This window comes from Bradyrhizobium sp. USDA 3311, assembly GCF_054062495.1.
The window spans coordinates 4,633,920-4,652,480 of the sequence record NZ_JBSSFI010000001.1; the positions used below are offsets into that span (position 1 = coordinate 4,633,920).

At 61.4% G+C, this 18,561-nt stretch carries 26 protein-coding genes and 1 pseudogene; 8 read left to right on the forward strand and 19 right to left on the reverse strand.

The window, feature by feature from the left end; genetic code table 11:
- Positions 1-228 precede the first annotated feature (228 nt).
- Entirely contained in the window at positions 229-597 is a 369-nt protein-coding gene (gene flaF, locus ACVWW6_RS21850) for a flagellar biosynthesis regulator FlaF (RefSeq protein ID WP_008554779.1), read from the forward strand.
- A gap of 222 nt (positions 598-819) precedes the next feature.
- Here flaF and ACVWW6_RS21855 read toward each other — a convergent pair whose 3' ends face one another.
- From ACVWW6_RS21855 to ACVWW6_RS21870, 4 genes are all read right to left on the reverse strand, one after another.
- Complete coding sequence (locus ACVWW6_RS21855) at positions 820-1,179, reverse strand: hypothetical protein (protein WP_060908205.1); 360 nt, start codon at positions 1,177-1,179, stop codon at positions 820-822.
- 160 nt (positions 1,180-1,339) lie between these two features.
- Complete coding sequence (locus ACVWW6_RS21860; RefSeq protein WP_011088582.1) at positions 1,340-1,837, reverse strand: hypothetical protein; 498 nt, start codon at positions 1,835-1,837, stop codon at positions 1,340-1,342.
- A gap of 11 nt (positions 1,838-1,848) precedes the next feature.
- Positions 1,849-2,217, reverse strand: a complete 369-nt coding sequence (gene flgJ, locus ACVWW6_RS21865; RefSeq protein WP_182872127.1) for a flagellar assembly peptidoglycan hydrolase FlgJ — start codon at positions 2,215-2,217, stop codon at positions 1,849-1,851.
- Complete coding sequence (locus tag ACVWW6_RS21870; protein ID WP_028173283.1) at positions 2,217-3,341, reverse strand: flagellar basal body P-ring protein FlgI; 1,125 nt, start codon at positions 3,339-3,341, stop codon at positions 2,217-2,219. The genes flgJ and ACVWW6_RS21870 overlap by 1 nt, the downstream gene beginning before the upstream one ends.
- Positions 3,342-3,610: 269 nt before the next feature.
- Between ACVWW6_RS21870 and ACVWW6_RS21875 the strand changes: the two genes are divergently transcribed.
- Entirely contained in the window at positions 3,611-4,024 is a 414-nt protein-coding gene (locus ACVWW6_RS21875) for a flagellar assembly protein FliX (protein ID WP_028173284.1), read from the forward strand.
- A gap of 157 nt (positions 4,025-4,181) precedes the next feature.
- Here the strand turns inward: ACVWW6_RS21875 and ACVWW6_RS21880 are convergent, their stop codons facing one another.
- Entirely contained in the window at positions 4,182-4,553 is a 372-nt protein-coding gene (locus tag ACVWW6_RS21880) for a winged helix-turn-helix transcriptional regulator (RefSeq protein ID WP_028173285.1), read from the reverse strand.
- 149 nt (positions 4,554-4,702) lie between these two features.
- Between ACVWW6_RS21880 and ACVWW6_RS21885 the strand changes: the two genes are divergently transcribed.
- Both ACVWW6_RS21885 and dksA read left to right on the forward strand, forming a co-directional pair.
- Positions 4,703-5,314 (forward strand): NAD(P)-dependent oxidoreductase, encoded by a 612-nt coding sequence (locus ACVWW6_RS21885; protein WP_182872126.1) that lies wholly within the window; start codon positions 4,703-4,705, stop codon positions 5,312-5,314.
- A gap of 215 nt (positions 5,315-5,529) precedes the next feature.
- The gene (dksA, locus tag ACVWW6_RS21890; RefSeq protein ID WP_008554760.1) at positions 5,530-5,895 is read left to right on the forward strand and encodes an RNA polymerase-binding protein DksA; all 366 of its coding nucleotides are present in this window, start codon (positions 5,530-5,532) and stop codon (positions 5,893-5,895) included.
- Between the two features lie 241 nt (positions 5,896-6,136).
- Here dksA and ACVWW6_RS21895 read toward each other — a convergent pair whose 3' ends face one another.
- Complete coding sequence (locus tag ACVWW6_RS21895; protein ID WP_182872125.1) at positions 6,137-6,481, reverse strand: hypothetical protein; 345 nt, start codon at positions 6,479-6,481, stop codon at positions 6,137-6,139.
- A gap of 71 nt (positions 6,482-6,552) precedes the next feature.
- Positions 6,553-6,948, reverse strand: a complete 396-nt coding sequence (locus ACVWW6_RS21900; protein ID WP_182872124.1) for a hypothetical protein — start codon at positions 6,946-6,948, stop codon at positions 6,553-6,555.
- Between the two features lie 240 nt (positions 6,949-7,188).
- On the opposite strand from ACVWW6_RS21900, the gene ACVWW6_RS21905 reads away from it, so the two are divergent.
- The 3 genes and pseudogenes from ACVWW6_RS21905 (at position 7,189) to ACVWW6_RS21915 (ending at position 8,181) form a co-directional block, all read left to right on the forward strand.
- On the forward strand, positions 7,189-7,542 hold the full coding sequence (locus tag ACVWW6_RS21905) for a nuclear transport factor 2 family protein (protein ID WP_283815072.1): 354 nt from the start codon (positions 7,189-7,191) through the stop codon (positions 7,540-7,542).
- A gap of 11 nt (positions 7,543-7,553) precedes the next feature.
- Positions 7,554-7,749, forward strand: a pseudogene (locus ACVWW6_RS21910) (hypothetical protein).
- 15 nt (positions 7,750-7,764) lie between these two features.
- Positions 7,765-8,181: a hypothetical protein gene (locus ACVWW6_RS21915; RefSeq protein ID WP_011087993.1), complete on the forward strand. Its 417-nt coding sequence runs from the start codon at positions 7,765-7,767 to the stop codon at positions 8,179-8,181.
- A gap of 224 nt (positions 8,182-8,405) precedes the next feature.
- Here ACVWW6_RS21915 and ACVWW6_RS21920 read toward each other — a convergent pair whose 3' ends face one another.
- From ACVWW6_RS21920 to groES, 9 genes are all read right to left on the reverse strand, one after another.
- Positions 8,406-8,870 carry a hypothetical protein gene (locus tag ACVWW6_RS21920; RefSeq protein WP_011087992.1) on the reverse strand — a complete coding sequence of 155 codons (465 nt, stop codon included), beginning with the start codon at positions 8,868-8,870 and terminating at the stop codon, positions 8,406-8,408.
- Positions 8,871-8,932: 62 nt separating this feature from the next.
- Positions 8,933-10,048 (reverse strand): trypsin-like peptidase domain-containing protein, encoded by a 1,116-nt coding sequence (locus ACVWW6_RS21925; protein WP_011087991.1) that lies wholly within the window; start codon positions 10,046-10,048, stop codon positions 8,933-8,935.
- A gap of 72 nt (positions 10,049-10,120) precedes the next feature.
- Complete coding sequence (locus ACVWW6_RS21930) at positions 10,121-10,621, reverse strand: Hsp20/alpha crystallin family protein (RefSeq protein ID WP_011087990.1); 501 nt, start codon at positions 10,619-10,621, stop codon at positions 10,121-10,123.
- Between the two features lie 84 nt (positions 10,622-10,705).
- Positions 10,706-11,167 (reverse strand): small heat shock protein HspB, encoded by a 462-nt coding sequence (gene hspB / locus ACVWW6_RS21935; RefSeq protein WP_456680111.1) that lies wholly within the window; start codon positions 11,165-11,167, stop codon positions 10,706-10,708.
- Positions 11,168-11,692: 525 nt separating this feature from the next.
- On the reverse strand, positions 11,693-12,619 hold the full coding sequence (rpoH, locus tag ACVWW6_RS21940; protein ID WP_456681381.1) for an RNA polymerase sigma factor RpoH: 927 nt from the start codon (positions 12,617-12,619) through the stop codon (positions 11,693-11,695).
- 166 nt (positions 12,620-12,785) lie between these two features.
- The gene (gene hspA / locus ACVWW6_RS21945; RefSeq protein ID WP_011087986.1) at positions 12,786-13,244 is read right to left on the reverse strand and encodes a small heat shock protein HspA; all 459 of its coding nucleotides are present in this window, start codon (positions 13,242-13,244) and stop codon (positions 12,786-12,788) included.
- A 592-nt stretch (positions 13,245-13,836) separates the two neighbouring features.
- Positions 13,837-14,184 carry a hypothetical protein gene (locus ACVWW6_RS21950; RefSeq protein WP_011087984.1) on the reverse strand — a complete coding sequence of 116 codons (348 nt, stop codon included), beginning with the start codon at positions 14,182-14,184 and terminating at the stop codon, positions 13,837-13,839.
- Positions 14,185-14,386: 202 nt separating this feature from the next.
- Positions 14,387-16,009, reverse strand: coding sequence for a chaperonin GroEL (gene groL, locus ACVWW6_RS21955; protein WP_011087983.1), 1,623 nt, complete (start codon positions 16,007-16,009; stop codon positions 14,387-14,389).
- Between the two features lie 48 nt (positions 16,010-16,057).
- A complete protein-coding gene (gene groES / locus ACVWW6_RS21960) occupies positions 16,058-16,372 on the reverse strand; it encodes a co-chaperone GroES (RefSeq protein WP_028171493.1) in 315 nt (104 codons plus the stop codon).
- Positions 16,373-16,645: 273 nt separating this feature from the next.
- Here groES and ACVWW6_RS21965 point away from each other — a divergent pair, with 273 nt between their 5' ends.
- Positions 16,646-16,849, forward strand: coding sequence for a hypothetical protein (locus ACVWW6_RS21965; RefSeq protein ID WP_011087980.1), 204 nt, complete (start codon positions 16,646-16,648; stop codon positions 16,847-16,849).
- A 79-nt stretch (positions 16,850-16,928) separates the two neighbouring features.
- On the opposite strand, the gene ACVWW6_RS21970 is transcribed toward ACVWW6_RS21965, so the two are convergent.
- From ACVWW6_RS21970 to ACVWW6_RS21980, 3 genes are read right to left on the reverse strand one after another with little or no spacing between them, the layout of a single operon-like run.
- Positions 16,929-17,252, reverse strand: a complete 324-nt coding sequence (locus ACVWW6_RS21970; RefSeq protein ID WP_231166505.1) for a DUF2905 domain-containing protein — start codon at positions 17,250-17,252, stop codon at positions 16,929-16,931.
- Positions 17,253-17,296: 44 nt separating this feature from the next.
- Positions 17,297-18,013 (reverse strand): ETC complex I subunit, encoded by a 717-nt coding sequence (locus ACVWW6_RS21975; RefSeq protein ID WP_011087978.1) that lies wholly within the window; start codon positions 18,011-18,013, stop codon positions 17,297-17,299.
- 53 nt (positions 18,014-18,066) lie between these two features.
- Complete coding sequence (locus ACVWW6_RS21980) at positions 18,067-18,558, reverse strand: Hsp20/alpha crystallin family protein (protein ID WP_182872123.1); 492 nt, start codon at positions 18,556-18,558, stop codon at positions 18,067-18,069.
- Between the last annotated feature and the right edge of the window lie 3 nt (positions 18,559-18,561).

The following is an 18,561-nucleotide window of genomic DNA, read 5'->3' on the forward strand; positions in this document are numbered from 1 at the left end:
GAGATCGCTAAGGCAGGATTAGCTGAGATTGATGCCCATCACGCGAAGCAAGTTTACAGCGTGTGTGCGTGCATCTAGCTTTGCGCTGACGAAGAAACTCCGCGACCCGTAATTATCCGGAGTGCTTCCAAGCGCACACGTAAGCAAATCTTAAGCGGTGCTGCCTAGGGTTGGGAAAGAAATCCTTAAGCGCGTTCAACGGGCTAGGTAACCTCCAGGGTGTGATTGATGTCGAATTCCGCTGCCTCGGCTTACGCGCGTGTTGCAACGACCACCGCATCTCCTCGCGACATCGAGGCGCAGACCCTGCTCAAGGCCGCCAACAAGCTCCAGGATGCGGTGAACAACGCTGATCCGCTCAGCGAGCAGACCATGCAGGCGCTGATGTTCAACCGCAAGCTCTGGACGATCTTCCTGAGCGAGGCGATGCGCGACAACAATCCGCAGCCGATCGATGTCCGCCAGAAGATCGCCAACATCAGCGTGTTCGTGCTGAGCCAGACCGCGGCGCTGCAGATGAGCCCGCAGTTCGATCACTTCCGCCCGCTGATCGAGATCAATCGCAATATCGCTGCCGGTCTGTCCGGACGGCCGTGATGGAGGCCCGTCATGGCCGACCTCTGGCGCATTGGTTGGCCGTGTATCAGTTGAACGTTCTATCGGGGGCCAACATCCCGGGCTCGTCGAGGGCGGCCCGTTCCGCTTCGGCATTGCCAGGTTCACGCTGACGGATACAGGCAAGGCGCAGATCAGGATCTTCGTGACCAATCCTGCGACCGGCTCGACCTATTCCCGACAAGACCTTTGGGCGCCCGAGCGTCAGGCGCTGACATCCGTATTGAGCGGACGCGAGGGTTTGGACTTCAGATCCTCTGCATGGAAATAAGCTCGCCGGCGCAGCATCGCTTCGTCGGGGAACTGATTGACCACGGCGTCGGTCCTGTCGTTGACGACCTGGAAGACGAAGGATGCGGCGGCCTGGTCGAACACCACCTGCCGCGAGATGTTCTCGCTGTTCGGCAAATCATTGCGCACGGGCGCGCTCGTATCGCTCGCGGCGACCGTCTGGCTCACCGGCAAATCAGTTTGCACGGCCTCGTTCGCCGCCGTATTCGACGTCGTTATGATCTGCGCGGGGGCCGGTATCCCCACCGGCCTGATGCTGAAATCTGTACTCATGGCAGCCTCCTGGTTGCCTCGTCCGAGTCAAATCCCAACCCCTCTCAATGCGCAACCATGGAACACCAGGTTTGAAGACCCGGTAAGGAAACGTGACTAACCGCGCGACGATATCGCCGCGCGGTTTTTCGTAAAATTGTCGCTTGTTTTCTGCGCGCGCTCAAAGCGAGCGGCTGACGGTGAGCGGGGTGATGTGGCGCGGGCCCGGAGTGGCGCGGCGTCCCGCGGCCGTATAGGTGTTCGGCACGTTGCGCTTCTGGATCTCGGCATTGACGCCGCGCACGACGCTCTCGGAGACCGCGTGCGCGGTCGCGAGCACGGTGAGATTGACCTGGAGCATCGCGCGGAACGCATCGTGATGCCGATGCAGCGTCGAAAGCAGCTCGGGCGCCGATTTCGCGAGTTGGGCCTGGTTGGCCTTCAACTGGCTGACGGCGCCGACATAGTTTCGCGACAGCTCCTGTTTCCTGCTCTCGAGCATCATCGCTTCGCGGACGTTGCCGGCGCGAACGAGTTCGGTCTCACGCTCGATCAGTCCGAGCAGGGCGCTCATCGCATCCATCAGGTCTTCGGCGAGCTTGCGCGCCTGGGCGTTGCCGGGCGCGGTGTTCGGGCGCTGCGCTTGCATCGGCTGACGTGAGGCGGTGAACTGGTTCATCTCGTTTGACCTTATGCCGTGCGGACGGTTTTCGCCTGCTGCATGATGAGAGTGCGGTAGACCTCGGTGGCGACGCCGACGCCGCCGGCCTTGGCGAAGTTCTTGGAATACTGCTCGGTCAGCATCGAGCGCCATACGCCGGTGCCCGTCGTGTCGCCGAACGGGCCTTCGCCCTTCAGGCCCGAGGTCATCTGCGAGAACATGCTGTTGAGGAACATCGCCTCGAAATCGGTGGCGGTCTTCTGCGCCTTGGCCTGCTGCTGCGGCGAGACCTTTTGCAGCGCGGCGGCGAGCTCGAAGTCGGGCCGGCCGTTGCGGCTTTCCACCGAGAAGGCCGAGGAGGCGGCGGTGCGCGGGGTGTTGATCATGCTCGTCTGCATCACATCACCTCGATATCAGCTTCGATCGCGCCGGCGGCCTTGATTGCCTGGAGGATGCTGATCATGTCGCGGGGGCCGATGCCGAGGCCGTTGAGGCCGTCGACGAGCTGCTGGAGCGAGACGCCATCCTTGACGAGTGCCAACTTCCTGCCGTCCTCGGTGACGCTGACGCTGCTGCGCGGCGCGACCACGGTCCGCCCTCGGGACAGCGGATTGGGCTGGCTCACCTGCGGGCTTTCGGAGATCGTGACGGTGAGGTTGCCTTGCGCCACCGCGACGGTGGCGACGCGAACGTCGCGGCCCATCACGATGATGCCGCTGCGCTCGTCGATGACGATCTTGGCGGCGAGATCGGGATCGACCTGGAGCTGCTCGATCTCGGTGAGGAAGGCGACGACGTTGCCCTTGAACTCCGGCGGAATCGAAAGCTGCACCGTCGATGGATCGATCGGCTCGGCGGTCTTGACGCCGAGATAGTCGTTGACAGCCGCCGCGATGCGCTTTGCGGTGGTGAAGTCGGCATTGCGGAGCGCCAGGCGCACGTTCGGCAGCCGGTTGAGCGCGAACTCGATCTCGCGCTCGATGATGGCGCCGTTGGCGATGCGCCCCACGGTCGGAACGCCGCGCACGATCTTCGCCGCTTCGCCCTCGGCTTGGAAGCCGGAGATCGCGAGCGAACCCTGCGCGACCGCATAGACGTTGCCGTCGGCGCCGAGGAGGGGCGTGACGAGCAGGGTGCCGCCCTGGAGGTTCTTGGCATCGCCGAGCGCGGAAACGGTGACGTCCATGCGCGTGCCTTGGGTGGCGAAGGCCGGCAGATTGCCTGTCACCATCACGGCGGCGACGTTGCCGGTGCGGATGGTGGCGCCGCGGATGTTGACGCCCATGCGCTCGAGCATCGCTTGCAGCGACTGCTTGGTGAAGGGGATGTTGTTGAGGGTGTCGCCGGTGCCGTTGAGGCCGACGACGAGGCCGTAGCCGATCAGCTGGTTCTGCCGCACGCCCTCGATATTGGCGAGGTCCTTGATGCGCGAGGTCGCGCTTGCGGACGTGACCGACAGCGCCAGCGCTGACAGCGCGGCGCAGGCCACCCCAACAATCCTCACCCAACGAACGCCTGGCATCCTCTGCTCCCCGAGGCTCCTCAAATCTCGGACCATCCTCGACACTCCCATGACGAGCTGGTCCGACGCTTTCCTTGCGAGTGCTGTGCCACCGCGGGGCAGTGGGCGTAGGTCGCTGAATAGGTTGAATAAATCTGTTTCGACCGGTGTCAGCGGGCGTTGTCCCTGAGGAGCGAAACTGCCGCCCGTCGGCAGATTTTGCCGGGCTGTTTACGCGCCGTTAACCATAAAACAGCGAAGGTGAGGCATCGATCACCCGGATTGCTGCGATGCGCATCTACGGACCGAACGGCACCACGCTTGGAACGCCGGCCAGCCAGGCCAGGCGGACGGGCTCCGGCACCTTCGTCTTGCCCGACACCTCGTCGGCGCAGGAGACGCGAGCGGCTGCGGCGCCGAAAGCAGCGGCCAACATCGATGCCCTGCTCGCGTTGCAAGGCATCGAGGAGGATCCGGTCGAGCGCCGCAAGCGCTCGGTCGCGCGCGGCAGGACCGCGCTCGACGTGCTCGACGATCTCAAGATGGGCCTCTTGTCCGGCAATCTCGACGCGTCCACCGTGATGCGGCTGCGCGATGCTGCGGCGAACCTGAAATCGTCCTCGGGCGATCCCGGGCTGGACTCCGTGCTCTCCGAGATCGAGCTGCGCGTCGAGGTCGAGCTGGCGAAGGCGGGACAGGCGTAGTCGGGCAGGCTGTCGTCGCCCGGCTTGACCGGGCGACCCAGTATTCCAGAGACAGTAGTTTTGAATCGAGACGCCGCGGCGTACTGGATGCCCCGGTCAAGCCGGGGCATGACAGCGGAATTTCGTGTGAGCGCGCCGCGTACGTTTGAGAAAGGGCTTACGCCGCTTCCTCCTCCTTCTGCGCGTCGTAGCGGCGCTGGGCGGCGAGCACGTCCTTCAGGTTCTGCTCGGCCCAATCGCGCAACGGATCGACGGCCGCGGCGAGTGTCAGCCCGAGCTGCGTGATCGAATATTCCACCGTCACCGGTACGGTCGCGATGGCGCGGCGCTTGATCAGGCCGTCGCGTTCGAGCGATTTGAGAACCTGGCTCAGCATCTTCTGCGAAATGCCTTCAATCGTGCGACGCAACTGATTGAAGCGCATCGGCTCCTCGCGCAGCAGCAGGAGGATCAGCACCGCCCATTTGTCGCCGACGCGATCGAGAATCTGGCGCGTGGGGCAGTTCGCTGCATAGACGTCGGGCTTCATCTTCGGGTCCTCGATCCATTGAAGTCGCTTGCCGGCTCGCTTGCCGGTTACTCCTGCGTAATCAGGTGAGCACAAAGTGCTCTCTTAACACCAGCTTTCTTTGAGATATCTAGTCGCTGCTAGTTACCACAGAAGCAAAGGAGCCTTCCATGAAAATCGCAGTCGCCGGCGCCTCGGGCCGGGCCGGGTCGGAGATCACCAAGGAACTGTCCCGCCGCGGCCATAGCCTCACGGCCATTGCCCGGAACCCCGAGAAGATCGCGGCCCTGCCGAACGTCACACCCACCAAGGGGGATGTGCTCGACCAGGCGGGTCTCGCAAGGCTGTGGGCCGGGCACGACGTCGCCGTGAGTTCCGTGCACTTCCTGACCAGCGACGCGCTCAAGCTGATCGGGGCAGCCAAGGACTCCAAGGTCGGCCGCTACCTCGTCGTTGGCGGGGCTGGCAGCCTGGAGGTTGCACCAGGCGTGAAGCTGGTCACAACTCCCGGTTTTCCGGCCCAATACAAGGCCGAGGCGGAGGCTGGCTCCGCCTTTCTCGACCTGCTGCGGCAGGAAAAGGAACTGAACTGGACCTTCATCTCGCCATCGGCGCTGTTCGTCGAGGGCGAGCGCACGGCCAAGTTCCGGCTCGGGACCGATCAGCTTCTCGCAGATGCGAACGGCAAGAGCTGGATCAGCTTCGCCGACTACGCCATTGCGCTTGCCGACGAGGTCGAGCGGCCGGCCCATTTGAGGCAGCGTTTCACGGTCGGATACTAGGCCTTCGGCCGCTCCCGGGCCCTTGCGGATAAACCTTCCTGTGCAAGGGCTTGGGGGCGCCGGCTGGGCGATCAGGGAAATATTGTCTGTCACAGGAGGCCGCTATATAACGCCCCGCTCAACGGACCCCGTTCCGTTTGCGAGTCGTTGCTTAGACAGATAGGCCGCCCTTGGAAAAGTTGAAAAACTACCGACCGACCGAAAAAGAGCCTTTCATGAACGACCGGCAGAAGGAGTACTTCCGGTTGAAGCTCCTTGCCTGGAAGGATGAGATCCTCAAAGAGTCCAAGCTCACCCTGCAAGCCCTGCAGGAGGAGAACGTGAACCACCCCGATCTCGCTGATCGGGCATCGTCCGAAACCGACCGCGCCATCGAACTCCGCGCCCGCGACCGCCAGCGCAAGTTGATCGCCAAGATCGACGCCGCGCTTCAGCGTATCGAGGACAACACCTACGGTTATTGCGAGGACACCGGCGAGCCGATCTCGTTGAAACGGCTCGAGGCCCGGCCCATCGCAACACTCTCGGTGGAAGCGCAGGAGCGCCACGAGAAACGCGAGAAGGTCTATCGCGACGAATAGAGTCAGAGCCGCAGCGATGCGGCTCTTTGTTTTTGGACTATGCCGCCACCGAAAGAACGAGTCGGTAGCGCATTAAGAACGAGTCGGTTGGTGCCAAGGCATCTCTTCAACCGACAGTTGGCGCGCGCCTAGAGGAACGTTCTAGGTCGCGCTCGGTTGGGCGCGCGCCGAAGAATTTTTTGCTAAGAATGAATTAGCGCGAGCAGGACCTGCAGGGGCGACGATGCAGGGCGTCGATCTTTCAGTACCAGTTACCTTGAAGTTCGACCCCTCTTAGTTCCTTGATCATTGGGATCATGCCTTCGGTCGGCACCCTTCCATCTGTCAGGTGGTCCAATAGCTCGTGGACTTGAAGAACACGCGGCATTCCCGCTTCGTCGTAAAGTGGCTCGTCGATCAGCCACGCGAACTCAACGAATGGCGACACGACACGCCATTCGATCGATTTGGCCCAGGACACGTCGAAGTTTGTGCCTTTTGGCTCCTTCGCGACCCGGTCTGCAAGTGACCGCGCCTGGTCGACCTTCTCCAGGATGAACTTCTTTCTCTTCTCGAAGACGCTCGGCTTTCCGCGCTTGATTTCCATCTACTAACGGCGCTCCGAGGTCGGCAGACGTGTCTTCGTACCGGATGAAGGTCATATTCCGCGCCCCTCGACTAGTCGCTCGGCACAGGCGAGAGATCGTCTGCACGCAACGATCCGGAAAGCCTGGCCAGATCCGCCTTCTTCCGTTCGGCCCACTGCGCAAGATTCTGGGGCCTGTATGTTTCGTCGCTCTGCCATCGCTCGAGCACTGAACTGTCGATTGTCTCATTGATGGAACTTTCGACGGCTGTACTCGAATCGATCGGATCAGCCCCGATGGGTCGCTGATATTCTCTCTGTAGATAGCGATAGAAACCCCCGAGAAAGCTTCCGTAGGAGTCGATGACGGGCGATCGGATCTTGGGAGAGAACTGGTCGACATCACTGCGAAACGACAGCCCCTGGGCTGCCGCCCGCTTCATCATCCAGGCGAACGGCCTCTGTGACAAAAGGTCGTTCGAATACACGATGGTCAGCTTCGACCTCGACGAATTCGCGAGTGAAGCGGTTTGGTTCGCAAAGCAACTAGGACACGAAAAGGTATTCACTGTCGAAGAGGTGCGCAAAGCCGTCGAGTTCATATCCTTGAGCGAAGAAGCTCAGAAGAACATTGGTCTCTGGAGTGGCGGTAAGCGCCCAATCCTTCTTCCATCGATGGGCAAGGTAATGATCGATCTGGCGGCGATCCGAAGCAGAAGGTCGAAGCGATCGCTTCGGAATATGCTGCAAGCTTCAACAAGCAGGACGGTGCGGGAATTGCCGCCCTGTTCGCGGCGGGCGGGATCCACGTCAATCCGGCCGGTCCGCGTTCCGACATCGCGGAATTCTACCAAGGCGCGTTCAAGGCTGGGTTCGACCACGAGGAGATCACGGTCGACCAGGCATGGCCGCTGGGGTCGGACATGGCGCTTGCCATAGGGGCGTACCGCCTCGCAGGCAAAAATCAGAACGGCGCGCCCATCGAGACGGGAGGTATCTGGACGGCGACCTACGTGACCGAGGGCGGCAAGCTCAAGATTCGTTTGCTGTCGGCGATGCCCAAGCCGCCGCCTCCGAAGTAGGAGGTCGCCTAATGTTCGACGCGCCTACCACAGCACTCTTGCGTGCGGTCCTCGATGAAGTCTGCAAGAGCATCTCGGGGTGCGAGATCGGGATGCGCGCGCACCTCGCTTCGAAGATTTTGGAAGCCGCAACGAAGGGCGAAATCTCCCACGAACGATTGAGGCGAGCCGGGCGCAAAGCCCTGGGCGCCAACCATATGGCGCTGAGCGCAGGGGGCGGGGATGAATTTTCAGGTCACGGTCCTGAAAATCCTGGTGAGCTATCCGGACGGCTTCGCCGTCATGGCCGACCTCAAGCGCGACATGGCGATTCTGGCGACCAGCGGACGTGACTGGGCCGAACGCACTAAGCGGCTGGCTGCGCGCGTGCCCGAGCTGGACATCTTCTCGCAAGGTCTCGTCGAGAGGCTCGACGGCGGCTGGCGTATCACCGAGAAAGGCCGCGCCGTTCTCGAGATCATGGAGGCGCGGCCGGTTGCCGTGCCTGCTACCGAGCAGCCTCCCATCCGGGCGACCGATGCCTCGACGCCTGCGGCGACACCGGCGGCATCCCCCGTCGCGACGGGCCGACGCAAGCGGGACCAGAAGCGGCGTCGACGCGATCTGGTCGCAGCGCGGGCAAGGGCCAAGGCTTCGTAACGGAGCCCATCTCAGGCCAGCGTAAGAAGGCGTCGTCCGTCACCGATTTGCCGTCAGCTTCCCGCAACGCCCTCCCGGGCGACGGCCTCCACCTCGCCCAGATTGGCATGGCCGTTCGCGGCCCGCAGGAGCGCTTGGACAACGTATTTGCGGGTTTCTTGATCGACGCCGCGGGGAGCTTCCGGCAAATGGTCTCCAGCGCCTCAAACCGTAGGAGCAACAGCTTATTCCAGCTCAATTTGCGTTTGAACGGACCTGACGACCCGTTCGAAGGCAGCTTTAGCCAGCCGATCATCAGTGAGCCATTCCATTGTCCAATTCGGTCGACCCTCCAGTTCCCTGAACGTGGCGACTTCGTAAGCGCCTCCGGTGCGCGACAGTGACGCCCCGAGCGTTGGATGGTCACGCACCAGGGACCAAACCCTTGCTTCGATGTCGCGTCGGCTCGCCCTAACCGGATGCAGTTCGTATTTAGCCTGCAGGTCACTGGCAATCTGGTCGAGGCGCGCATAACAGGCCACGGATACCTTGTTGTCCTTTCCGGCGATCCCAAAGCCCCAATTTGCATCGGGGCGCGGCGTAGGACCAAATATGAAAAGATCCTCCAACTCGCCGCACTCTTCGTGCTTGCGAGCGGCCGCCAGCATCATCTGGCGCAGTTCTTCTTCACTCTTGCGATCCTTGACCACCTACATCTCCCCCGAGTACTCATGCCGTACTGCTTTGAAAACCCGTCGCCGCGCCATTCTTATCATTGATCGGCCGTGCGTCTCACGGGCACAGCTTTTGCTGGACCCACCTCGACGCTCGCGCTGCGAGCAGCGCCATTGCGTTCGAACCGAAGCTCGACGCGGCTACCGACTGGGGTAAGGCCAATCAAATTGCGAAGCTGGGACGCGCTCCGGATCGGCGTGCCATCGACAGCCTTCACGATGTCGCCCTTTTGCAGCCCCGCTTGCTCCGCCGGCGAACCACTGGCAATCTCCGCGATCAGCGCCCCTTGATAGCTCTCCTTGGCCGCAAGATCGACTCCAAGATCGCGGATGGATATGCCGATCTGGCCGCGACGAACTTCGCCGTATTGAACAAGCTGCTCCATGACGCGGCGGGCCATGTTGATCGGCACAGCGAATCCGATTCCGACGTTACCGCCGCCCGGAGAAATGATCGCCGTATTGATCCCGACAAGTTGTCCCCTCAGGTTAATCAGGGCGCCGCCCGAATTTCCGGGATTAATGGATGCGTCGGTCTGGATGAAGTCCTCATACCCTTGCTTGCCAAGGCCGGTTCGGCCGAGGGCGCTGACAATTCCCGAAGTTACGGTCTGACCCAAGCCGAAGGGGTTCCCGATCGCGATCACGAAATCACCGACCTCGATCCGATCGCTGTCACCCAACGGGATGGCCTTGAGGTTACCTCTTAGTCCTTGCAGTTGAAGAACGGCAACGTCGGTTGCAGGGTCACGCCCAACCAATTTTGCGTCGAACTTTCGTCCGTCTTTGGTCGTGACTTGGGCCTTAGAGATCTGCGCAACGACGTGATTGGCGGTGAGTACATAGCCGCGTTCGGCGTCGACGATTACGCCCGAGCCGGTTGCCTGGACTTCCTTTTCAAGCTGCTTGGGAAGATCAAAAAACTCTCGAAAGACGGGATCGCGGTAGAGCGGATTGTCCTCCTTGACCCGGGCGTGCACCGAAATGTTGACGACCGAAGGGGTGGTTTCCCTTACCACAGGCGCAAGGGTCGGGATTTGGCCGCCCCTGATGTCCGGAACCTGTGCGAGCACGGGCGACCACGCGATAGAGGCGCAAAGGAGCAAGACTGCGGCGAACCGTCGATCCTTTATTACTGATGAGTTCTTCGACATGGTGAGTAAACGAGTTTTGTAGAGGGGGAATTCCAACGTCCCGACGATCGCACGCCCGGACGTTGGAAAGTGTCAGCCATTGCGATTGATCGCGATGCGGCGGACATTTTTGGCTTCGGCAGATTTCGGCACGGTTATGGTCAGGACGCCGTTCTTGAACGCGGCCGAGACTTTGTCCTCGTCGATGCCCTCCAGCGGGATACGCCGTTCGAATCGGCCGTAGTATCGTTCGCTGAAACGACGTGCCTTGTCTTCCGATTCGGATTTTTTCTCGCCGGAGATCGAAAGGACTCCATTCGCGATTTCGAGACTGACGTCCTTCTCCTCCAGGCCGGGCAGCTCAGCGGTGATGCGCACCTCCTTGTCCGTTTCATCGATGTCGATCTGGGGCCAGCCGAGCCCGCTCAGTCCCCGGCTCGATCCGAACGGCGCAAGATCAAAGCCGCGGAATACCTCGTCGAACATCCGGTTCATCTCGCGATGCAATGTAAGAAACGGATTCACATCGGCTCCGCGGTGAATGCCGACCTCGCGTCCGCCGTTATTCCACGGAATGAGGTCCTTGATACCCATGGTGTGTTCTCCTCAATTCAGGCGACTTCCGCCGCGAATCGCCGCGGAAGTCTGTTCTTCGCTGATGTGCGCGTTGCGTGGCGGTCAGGCCGCCTTGCCGTCGATCTGCCGGACGTTCGAAGCGGACGAACCGCTGATCGAAATCCGGCGCGGCTTCATGGCCTCGGGGATCTCGCGCACCAGTTCGATCTGCAGCAAGCCGTTGTCGAACGAGGCTCCCTTGACCTGGACATAGTCCGCCAGATTGAACTGCCGCTTAAAGGGCCGAGACGAAATTCCCTGGTACAGGAACTCGCGCTGCTGTTTTTCCGACTTCCGGCCTTCGACCGTCAACACGCTTTGTTCTGCGGTGATCGCGATTTCATCGGCCGAGAAGCCCGCCACCGCCAGCGAAATCTGGTAGCGGTCTTCGCTCAGTCGCTCGACGTTGCATGGGGGATAGTTATCCTCCGTGCCGGCCTGTTGCGCGGCGTCCACAAGATCTAACAGACGGTCAAAGCCGATGGTCGACCGCCAAAGGGGAGCGAAATCGTAGGTGGTCCTCATAGCCAAATCCTCCACTGAGCAAGATGGGTACGAGCAGGCGTCGGACACCTCCGGCGCCCGTCTCCGCCGGGCCCTCGAAGGGCGCCCGGACCGCTTGTCGCGGCACGCTAAAAATTAGAAAAAGCCGATTCGATTTCAAGTGGGCGATCAACGATTTTCAGCGACCGGGGAATCCGCCGATATGGTTTTGCTCGCGGTCGCCCGGATTCTCGCGAAGAGCGATCACTTTCCGGCTCACCAAGTCATAACTACCGCGTGTCTGGCTTTCGACGTCCGCGAATTGGAGAGGATACGGGATCCGCCTCTCATGCTGCGCCCGCAATCCCACCTGTTGTCAAGACAAGTCGGTGTTGGCGATGCCGGCTCCCTCCACCGTCAACGCCGGCGAGCCGCACAACCTGTCTCGAACATCGCGGCCTGCAAGGCGACAACGACTGCTCCAGTCGCTGCGGCTGTGTTTGCCATCACGAGAAGAATGACCAACGGAGTAAACATGGCGATCAGTCCAGTGATCTTTTTGCGGGCTTAGGCCCAAGCCACCCCCTGCTTCATTTCTTTCGCGCGGGAAGACGGCGGGCCATTGGCCTCATGTCGACTTGTCAGCATCGTAGCCTTTACCTTTTGAAACGCTCGCTCCTCGATCTGGCGAACCCGTTCGCGGGATACTCCATATTCCGCGGCAAGTTCTTCAAGGGTCGTCGACTCCTCGTTCAGCCAGCGCGCGGTGAAGATGTTGCGTTCGCGAGCGTTGAGGTTGGCGAGGGCGTTAGCGAGGGCCAGACGACGCTGCTTGGCCTCCTGCTCCTCGGCCAACGTGATTTCACAAGTCGGCGCGGGATCGACAAGCCAATCCAACGTTTGTCCGCCCTCATCCTCGTCGTGGATCGGTACATTCAAGGAAGCGTCTCCACGCAGGCGGCGGTCCATGGCGACAACGTCTCGTTCAGCCACCTTGAGACGCTCAGCAATTAGCCTGACCTGCTCCGGACGCAAATCGCCGTCCTGTAGCGCAGAGATCGCGCTTTTGGCCCTCCGCAGTTTGAAGAAAAGCTTTTTCTGGCTGGCGCTCGCGGCGATCTTGACCAGCGACCAGGACCGCAGGATGTACTCCTGGATGGAGGCCCTGATCCACCACATCGCATAGGTGGCAAGGCGAACGCCCCGATCCGGATCAAACCGCCTCACAGCCTGCATCAAGCCAATGTTTCCTTCCGAGACAATTTCCGCGATCGGGAGGCCGTAACCGCGATAGCGCATCGCTATCTTGGCGACGAGCCTGAGATGACTGGTCACCAGGTGGTACGCTGCGTCGCGATCCCGGTGCTCGCGCCAGCGCCTTGCGTAGGCGAGCTCCTGCTCGGGCGTGAGCAAGGGAAACTTACGGATCTCGACTAGATATTTCGACAGCCCAGCGTCGACAGACGGGGCAGGTAGAGCGGCATTGTTAAACATCTTGCAAACCCCCATTAGAGCTAAGGAATTGGACTCGTTTCATCGGGCCTCAATCGACCGGCTCGATCTCGCTTGATCGAGGGGCACGCGCACGGACACGCCGGCACAGGTGCGGCGGCCGGTAAGCGGCTCGGCCTTGTGGTGAGCCCGTCGAACAACCAAGCCGTCAGGCCGCTTCGCGCTCGATCTGCTGGACGTCGGATGCGGCCAGATTGTCAATCGGGATCCGGCGAGGCTTCATGGCGTCCGGAATCTCGCGAACCAACTCGATCTGCAGCAGGCCGTTGTCGAACCGTGCTCCCTCGACCCGGACGTGGGCAGCCAGACCGAACTGCCGCTTGAAAGGTCGCGACGAGATGCCTCGATAGACGAAGTCCCGCCGTCCTTTTTCGCCCTTGCGACCTTCGATGGTGAGCACGCTCTGTTCGGCCGTCACGGTGATTTCATCGGGGGAGAAACCGGCCAAAGCCAGCGAAATCCGATACCGGTCGTCAGACAGGCGTTCTACATTGCAGGGTGGGTAGTTGGCTTCGCCGGCGGTGTGCCGGGCCGCGTCGACCAGATCGAACACGCGGTCGAAGCCGATAGTTGATCGCCAGAGGGGGCTGATGTTGTAAGTCCTCATAGCCAAATCCTCCAAGGAGCAAGATGGGTACGAGCAGGCGTCGGACACCTCCGGCGCCCGTCTCCGCCGGGCCCCTAGGGCGCCCGGACCGCTTGTCGCGGCGAGCAGAAAACTAGCAAATCGCCTTTCGGTTTCAAGTAGAGAGCGGAGAATTTTTGTCCGAAAACTAACCCAATGTTACCGAGGCACGGAGCACGTCTTCAAAATTAGGCAAAGCCATCGAGGGGTCTTCAGGGGCCTTACCAGACGCCCCTGCGTCGGTAAGCGATGCGGCAATATCGTACTGAGTTCGATCGTCAGGCGTGTAAACGCTGCAATTCCGCTTCGGCCAGTTCGACCAACCGGGTGAGCCTTTGGCGATGTTCTGCAGCGAGATCCTGTGCTTTGAGAAGTCGCCGCAATGCTCGATTGCTCTGCGTTGGCCCTCAACCACGAAGGATCGGACCCTGGCGGCCCGCTCAAATACGAGCGTCTCAGGCGGAAACCGGACGCTGGTCAGTACGTCCGACATGATCGAATAGCGAGGGGGGAGCCGGCCGGGGGATGCGATCAGCGCAATCGGTCGAGATCGCATCCCGGTGAGTGAATGAAACTAGCCGATCGCTGGTCTCTCCCTATTGCGGTCTTCCGGCATAAGCTTGATTCCCGATGGGTCCAGGATCGGTGAAAGGAGCATGTCGACCTTCAACGTGTTCACGCCGGCGCCCCACGTCAACCAGGGCATCGAATCCAGATACGGGATCGGCGGCAGCGCGATCGTCCCGAAAACCTGCCCCGACTCCGGCTTGCTGCGCGGGCCATCCACCCCCCAAGCCGCCAGCGACGGCAGGACCAGGACCGCTGTCATCGAGGCCGTGAGAATCCCGCGGACCACGCGCTGTCCGAAGGCTTGTTTGCGGTTCTCCGCATGAGCGGAGACAATGGCTTGATCTCTGATCATCTCATCCTCCAATCGGTCGAAAACTGATCCAGGCGATCGTGAGAAGGCTGAGGGCGAACATGAGCCAATGCATTACAGTCGCCCCGCTCTTGCGCGATCGAGATTGCATGCGTGTGCTCATCTGGGTCTCCTTGTGCTTTGCGTTCCTTTCTCTTTTGGTTAGTGGTTGAGCCCGGCCGGTGGCGGCCGGGCTCGATCTTGACTAGAAGTCCATCGGCGGCGCTGCGGGCGCCGGCTCGGACTTCTTCGGCTTCTCGGCGATCAGCGCTTCCGTCGTGATCAGCAGCGCGGCGACGGAAGCCGCATCCTGCAACGCGGTGCGAACGACCTTGGCGGGATCGATCACGCCTGCCTTCGCCAGGTCCTGGTATTCGCCGCTGGCGGCATTGAAGCCCCAATTGTAGCTGGAGTTCTCCAGCAGCTTACCGACCACCAGCGAGCCGTCTTCGCCGGCGTTCTGCACAATCTGCCGCGCCGGCACCTGGATCGCGCGGCGCACGATGTCGACGCCGGCCTTCTGGTCGGCATTCACGGTCTTGATGGCATCGAGCGCCTTCAGGCCGCGCAGCAGCGCGACGCCGCCGCCGGGCAGGATGCCTTCCTCGACTGCCGCCCTGGTCGCGTGCATCGCGTCATCGACGCGATCCTTGCGTTCCTTGACCTCGACTTCGGTCGCGCCACCAACGCGGATCACCGCGACGCCGCCGGCGAGTTTCGCAAGCCGCTCCTGCAACTTCTCGCGATCGTAGTCGGAGGTAGTCTCCTCGATCTGCATCTTGATCTGGGTGACGCGGGCCTCGATGTCCTTCTTGGACCCCGCACCGTTGACGATGGTCGTGTTCTCCTTGTCGATGACGACCTTCTTGGCGCGGCCGAGCATCTTGAGCGTGACGTTCTCGAGCTTGATGCCGAGATCCTCCGAGATCGCCTGGCCACCCGTCAGGATCGCGATGTCCTCCAGCATGGCCTTGCGGCGATCGCCGAAGCCGGGCGCCTTCACGGCCGCGACCTTCAACCCGCCGCGCAGCCGGTTGACGACGAGGGTCGCGAGCGCTTCACCTTCGACATCCTCGGCAACGACGAGCAGCGGCTTGCCGGACTGCACGACGGCTTCGAGCAGCGGCAGCATGGACTGCAGGGTCGACAGCTTCTTCTCATGGATGAGGATGTAGGGGTCTTCGAACTCGACCCGCATCTTCTCGGCATTGGTGACGAAGTAGGGTGACGCATAGCCGCGATCGAACTGCATGCCTTCGACCACCTCGAGCTCGGTGTCGAGGCTCTTGGCCTCCTCGACGGTGATGACCCCGTCGTTACCGACCTTCTGCATGGCGTCGGCGAGAAAGCGGCCGATCTCAATATCGCCATTGGCCGAGATGGTCGCGATCTGGGCGATCTCCTCGTTGGTGGTGACTTTTTTGGCGTGCGCCTTCAAATCATTGACGATGGCTTCTACGGCCAGATCGATGCCGCGCTTGAGGTCCATCGGGTTCATGCCGGCGGCGACGGATTTCGCGCCTTCCTTGACGATGGCCTGGGCCAGTACGGTCGCGGTGGTCGTCCCGTCGCCTGCGAGGTCACTCGTCTTGGAGGCGACCTCCCGCACCATCTGCGCGCCCATGTTCTCGAACTTGTCCTCCAGTTCGATCTCCTTGGCGACGGTCACGCCATCCTTGGTGATGCGCGGCGCACCGAAGGATTTCTCGATCACGACATTCCGCCCCTTGGGGCCGAGCGTGACCTTGACCGCATTCGCCAGCGTATCCACTCCCCGCAACACCCGGTCACGGGCGTCTGTGGAGAATTTCACTTCCTTGGCAGCCATGTTCGTTGCTCCTCTCTCCTCAATGACTGTCGGCTTCGCAAGTTGTGCTCAGGCGGCCTTCTTGACCGAGCCGGTCTTGTCGACCACGCCCAGAAGATCGCTCTCCTTCATGATCAAGTAGTCCTGGCCGTCGATCTTCACTTCAGTACCCGACCATTTGCCGAATAAAACGCGGTCTCCCGGCTTGACATCGATCGGGATCAACTGGCCTTGCTCGTTTCTGCCACCGGAGCCCGCGGCGATGATCTCGCCTTCCTGCGGCTTCTCCTTTGCGGTGTCGGGAATGATGATGCCGCCGGCGGTCTTTTCCTCGGCATCAATGCGGCGCACAAGCACGCGGTCGTGCAGCGGGCGGAAATGCATACACATCCTCCATGTCAGTTCAGCGATGTCCAAAAACCGGGTCCGGGCAACCGGCCCCCGGGCGAAAACGACCTAGGATCCGAAAAACGGCCGTTCAAGAGGTCTTTTAAAAATTTTTGTCACTCCGGCCGTCTGACTGCCAACCGCGGTCTTGAACGGCGGATATGGCTCGACCAGTTAATTGGAAAGAGATCTTCCATTCATCGCCCTCGCTCCGGAGCTGACTGCGGATTGAGGCGTCAGCGAATGTAGAACCCGCCAAGAACGACGAACATGGACGACTATCGCGACGTGGTGACTGCTGGTCTGGCGGTGCTGTGCGCAGGTCTCATGTTGGTCGCCGGCCTCCTGTACATTCTGGGTTCGTCCGACGGGTCAAAACCGGCGGAGATTGAGCCGCCAAGCCCGCAAGTCGCTGCATCGAGTCCTTTGGAGATGGCGCCGGCGAAGCACCATTCGATCGCCAATTTCAGATGAAGGCAAACTGAGGCGCGGTGCCAGAAGCACCGGCGAGGTGCACGCATGGCCAGACCAAGCTCCGCTTGGGCTGCGCTCTTCAGCGGTTCAGGACCCAATAGACTAGGCTGAGCACTGCGCTCAAAAGCAAACATGTCATCAAAGGGAAATAGAACGTCATACTCTCCCGTTCGATCACGACGTCGCCGGGCAACCGACCCAGACCGATCCGGCTGAGATAAGGCCACAGCAGGCCGGCCATTAGACTTACAATGCCGAGAGTAATCAGAAAGCGCGCCATTGTTGCCGATCCTGCGGCTTGAAGATCAAAGGCCAATTTCAGATGCCTGGGTCGTCGTCGCTTCTTTTCCTGCTTTCGCTTAGCCTTCAACACGTCCGCTTGAGTGCGATAGGCCTTTGCCAAGTTAGGCGCCCCGCCGTGAGCGGGCCGACCACCTGCGCTCGAAGTCAGCTTGCCTTTCTGTCGACATGCTCGAAGGATGCTTCCGTAATCTGCGGCTCCTCGAGATCGAGTAGCGCGTCGATCACCTCCTGGAGATGGGAAGGCGTCGCCAGCAAGTTGCCTTTCGAGTGCTCCGTCTCAATCTGAGAGGCATGAAGAGCCCAGCGCCGCAGGATGTCGCGCTTTCGCGTTGGCGACAGATTGCTGTCCAGCAGCACCTGGTGCGGATCCGCGTAGCTCTCGGCAGGTTCAGCCCCAGGCCCGAACCCGTGGCGGATCACCTCCCGCCCAAGGGTCCGCTCAATCCATTCCAGCCGCCGGCGGCGCTGCTGGCTGGCGGCTGGGCCCTCAACGTCGGGATTGTCCGAAATCAGGCGCGGCTTCGCCCCCTGCGCCGGCAAGCCCTCCACTGAGTATTGCAGACCTTGGCGGCGCGCATATGCGATGGCGGCTTCGGCGGACGGGAACGAAAGTTCGACCTGCGAGAGGGGATCGTCGTCGCCGGTCCAACCCATCAGGGGTTCGATGTACGGGGCCGAGCGGCGCTCGAAACGCAGCGTCCAGCGCTGGGCGCGCGCACGTCCCGAAGTCATCGGCGAGGGGGTAGGCTTGTAGATCACGGCCTGCGCATCCGCCGGAAATACCGACTTCGTCACCACCGGCTCCGGGACGGGCCGGCGCGCCGTAAAGTCCGAATGTGCCGATAAAGGCGTGACGTTCATGAACGCCTCCTTCGAGCCGGGCGGGCGGGAGCTGGGCTCCCGTCCGCTTCGTCTTACTTTCCGTTGATTGCGATCCTTTTCACCTTCCGCTGTTCCGTAGGCGACTTCGGCAGCGTGACGGTGAGGATCCCGTCCTTGAAGGACGCGGCGACTTTATCCTGGTCGACGTCGTCGACGGGAATGCGCCGCTCGAAACGTCCGTAGTAGCGCTCGCTGAAGCGACGCTCCTTGTCTTTCGTTTCGCTCTTCTTCTCGCCGCTGATCGTCAGCACGCCGTCGGCAAGTTCGACCTCGACGTCTTTCTGTTCGATGCCGGGAAGCTCGGCGATAACTTTCACTTCCTTGTCGGTCTCGTTGAACTCGACGCTCGGCCACCCCATTGTCGCCGGCGGGACGAACTGGCCGATATCGACGCCGCGAAACACGTCGTCGAACAGCCGATTCATCTCGCGATGCAGCGAGAGAAACGGGTTGTCTACCTCGGTGCGTCGCGCAGGCAGATTGCGGGAGCCGTTGTTCCACGGAATGAGTTCGCGTAGTGCCATTGT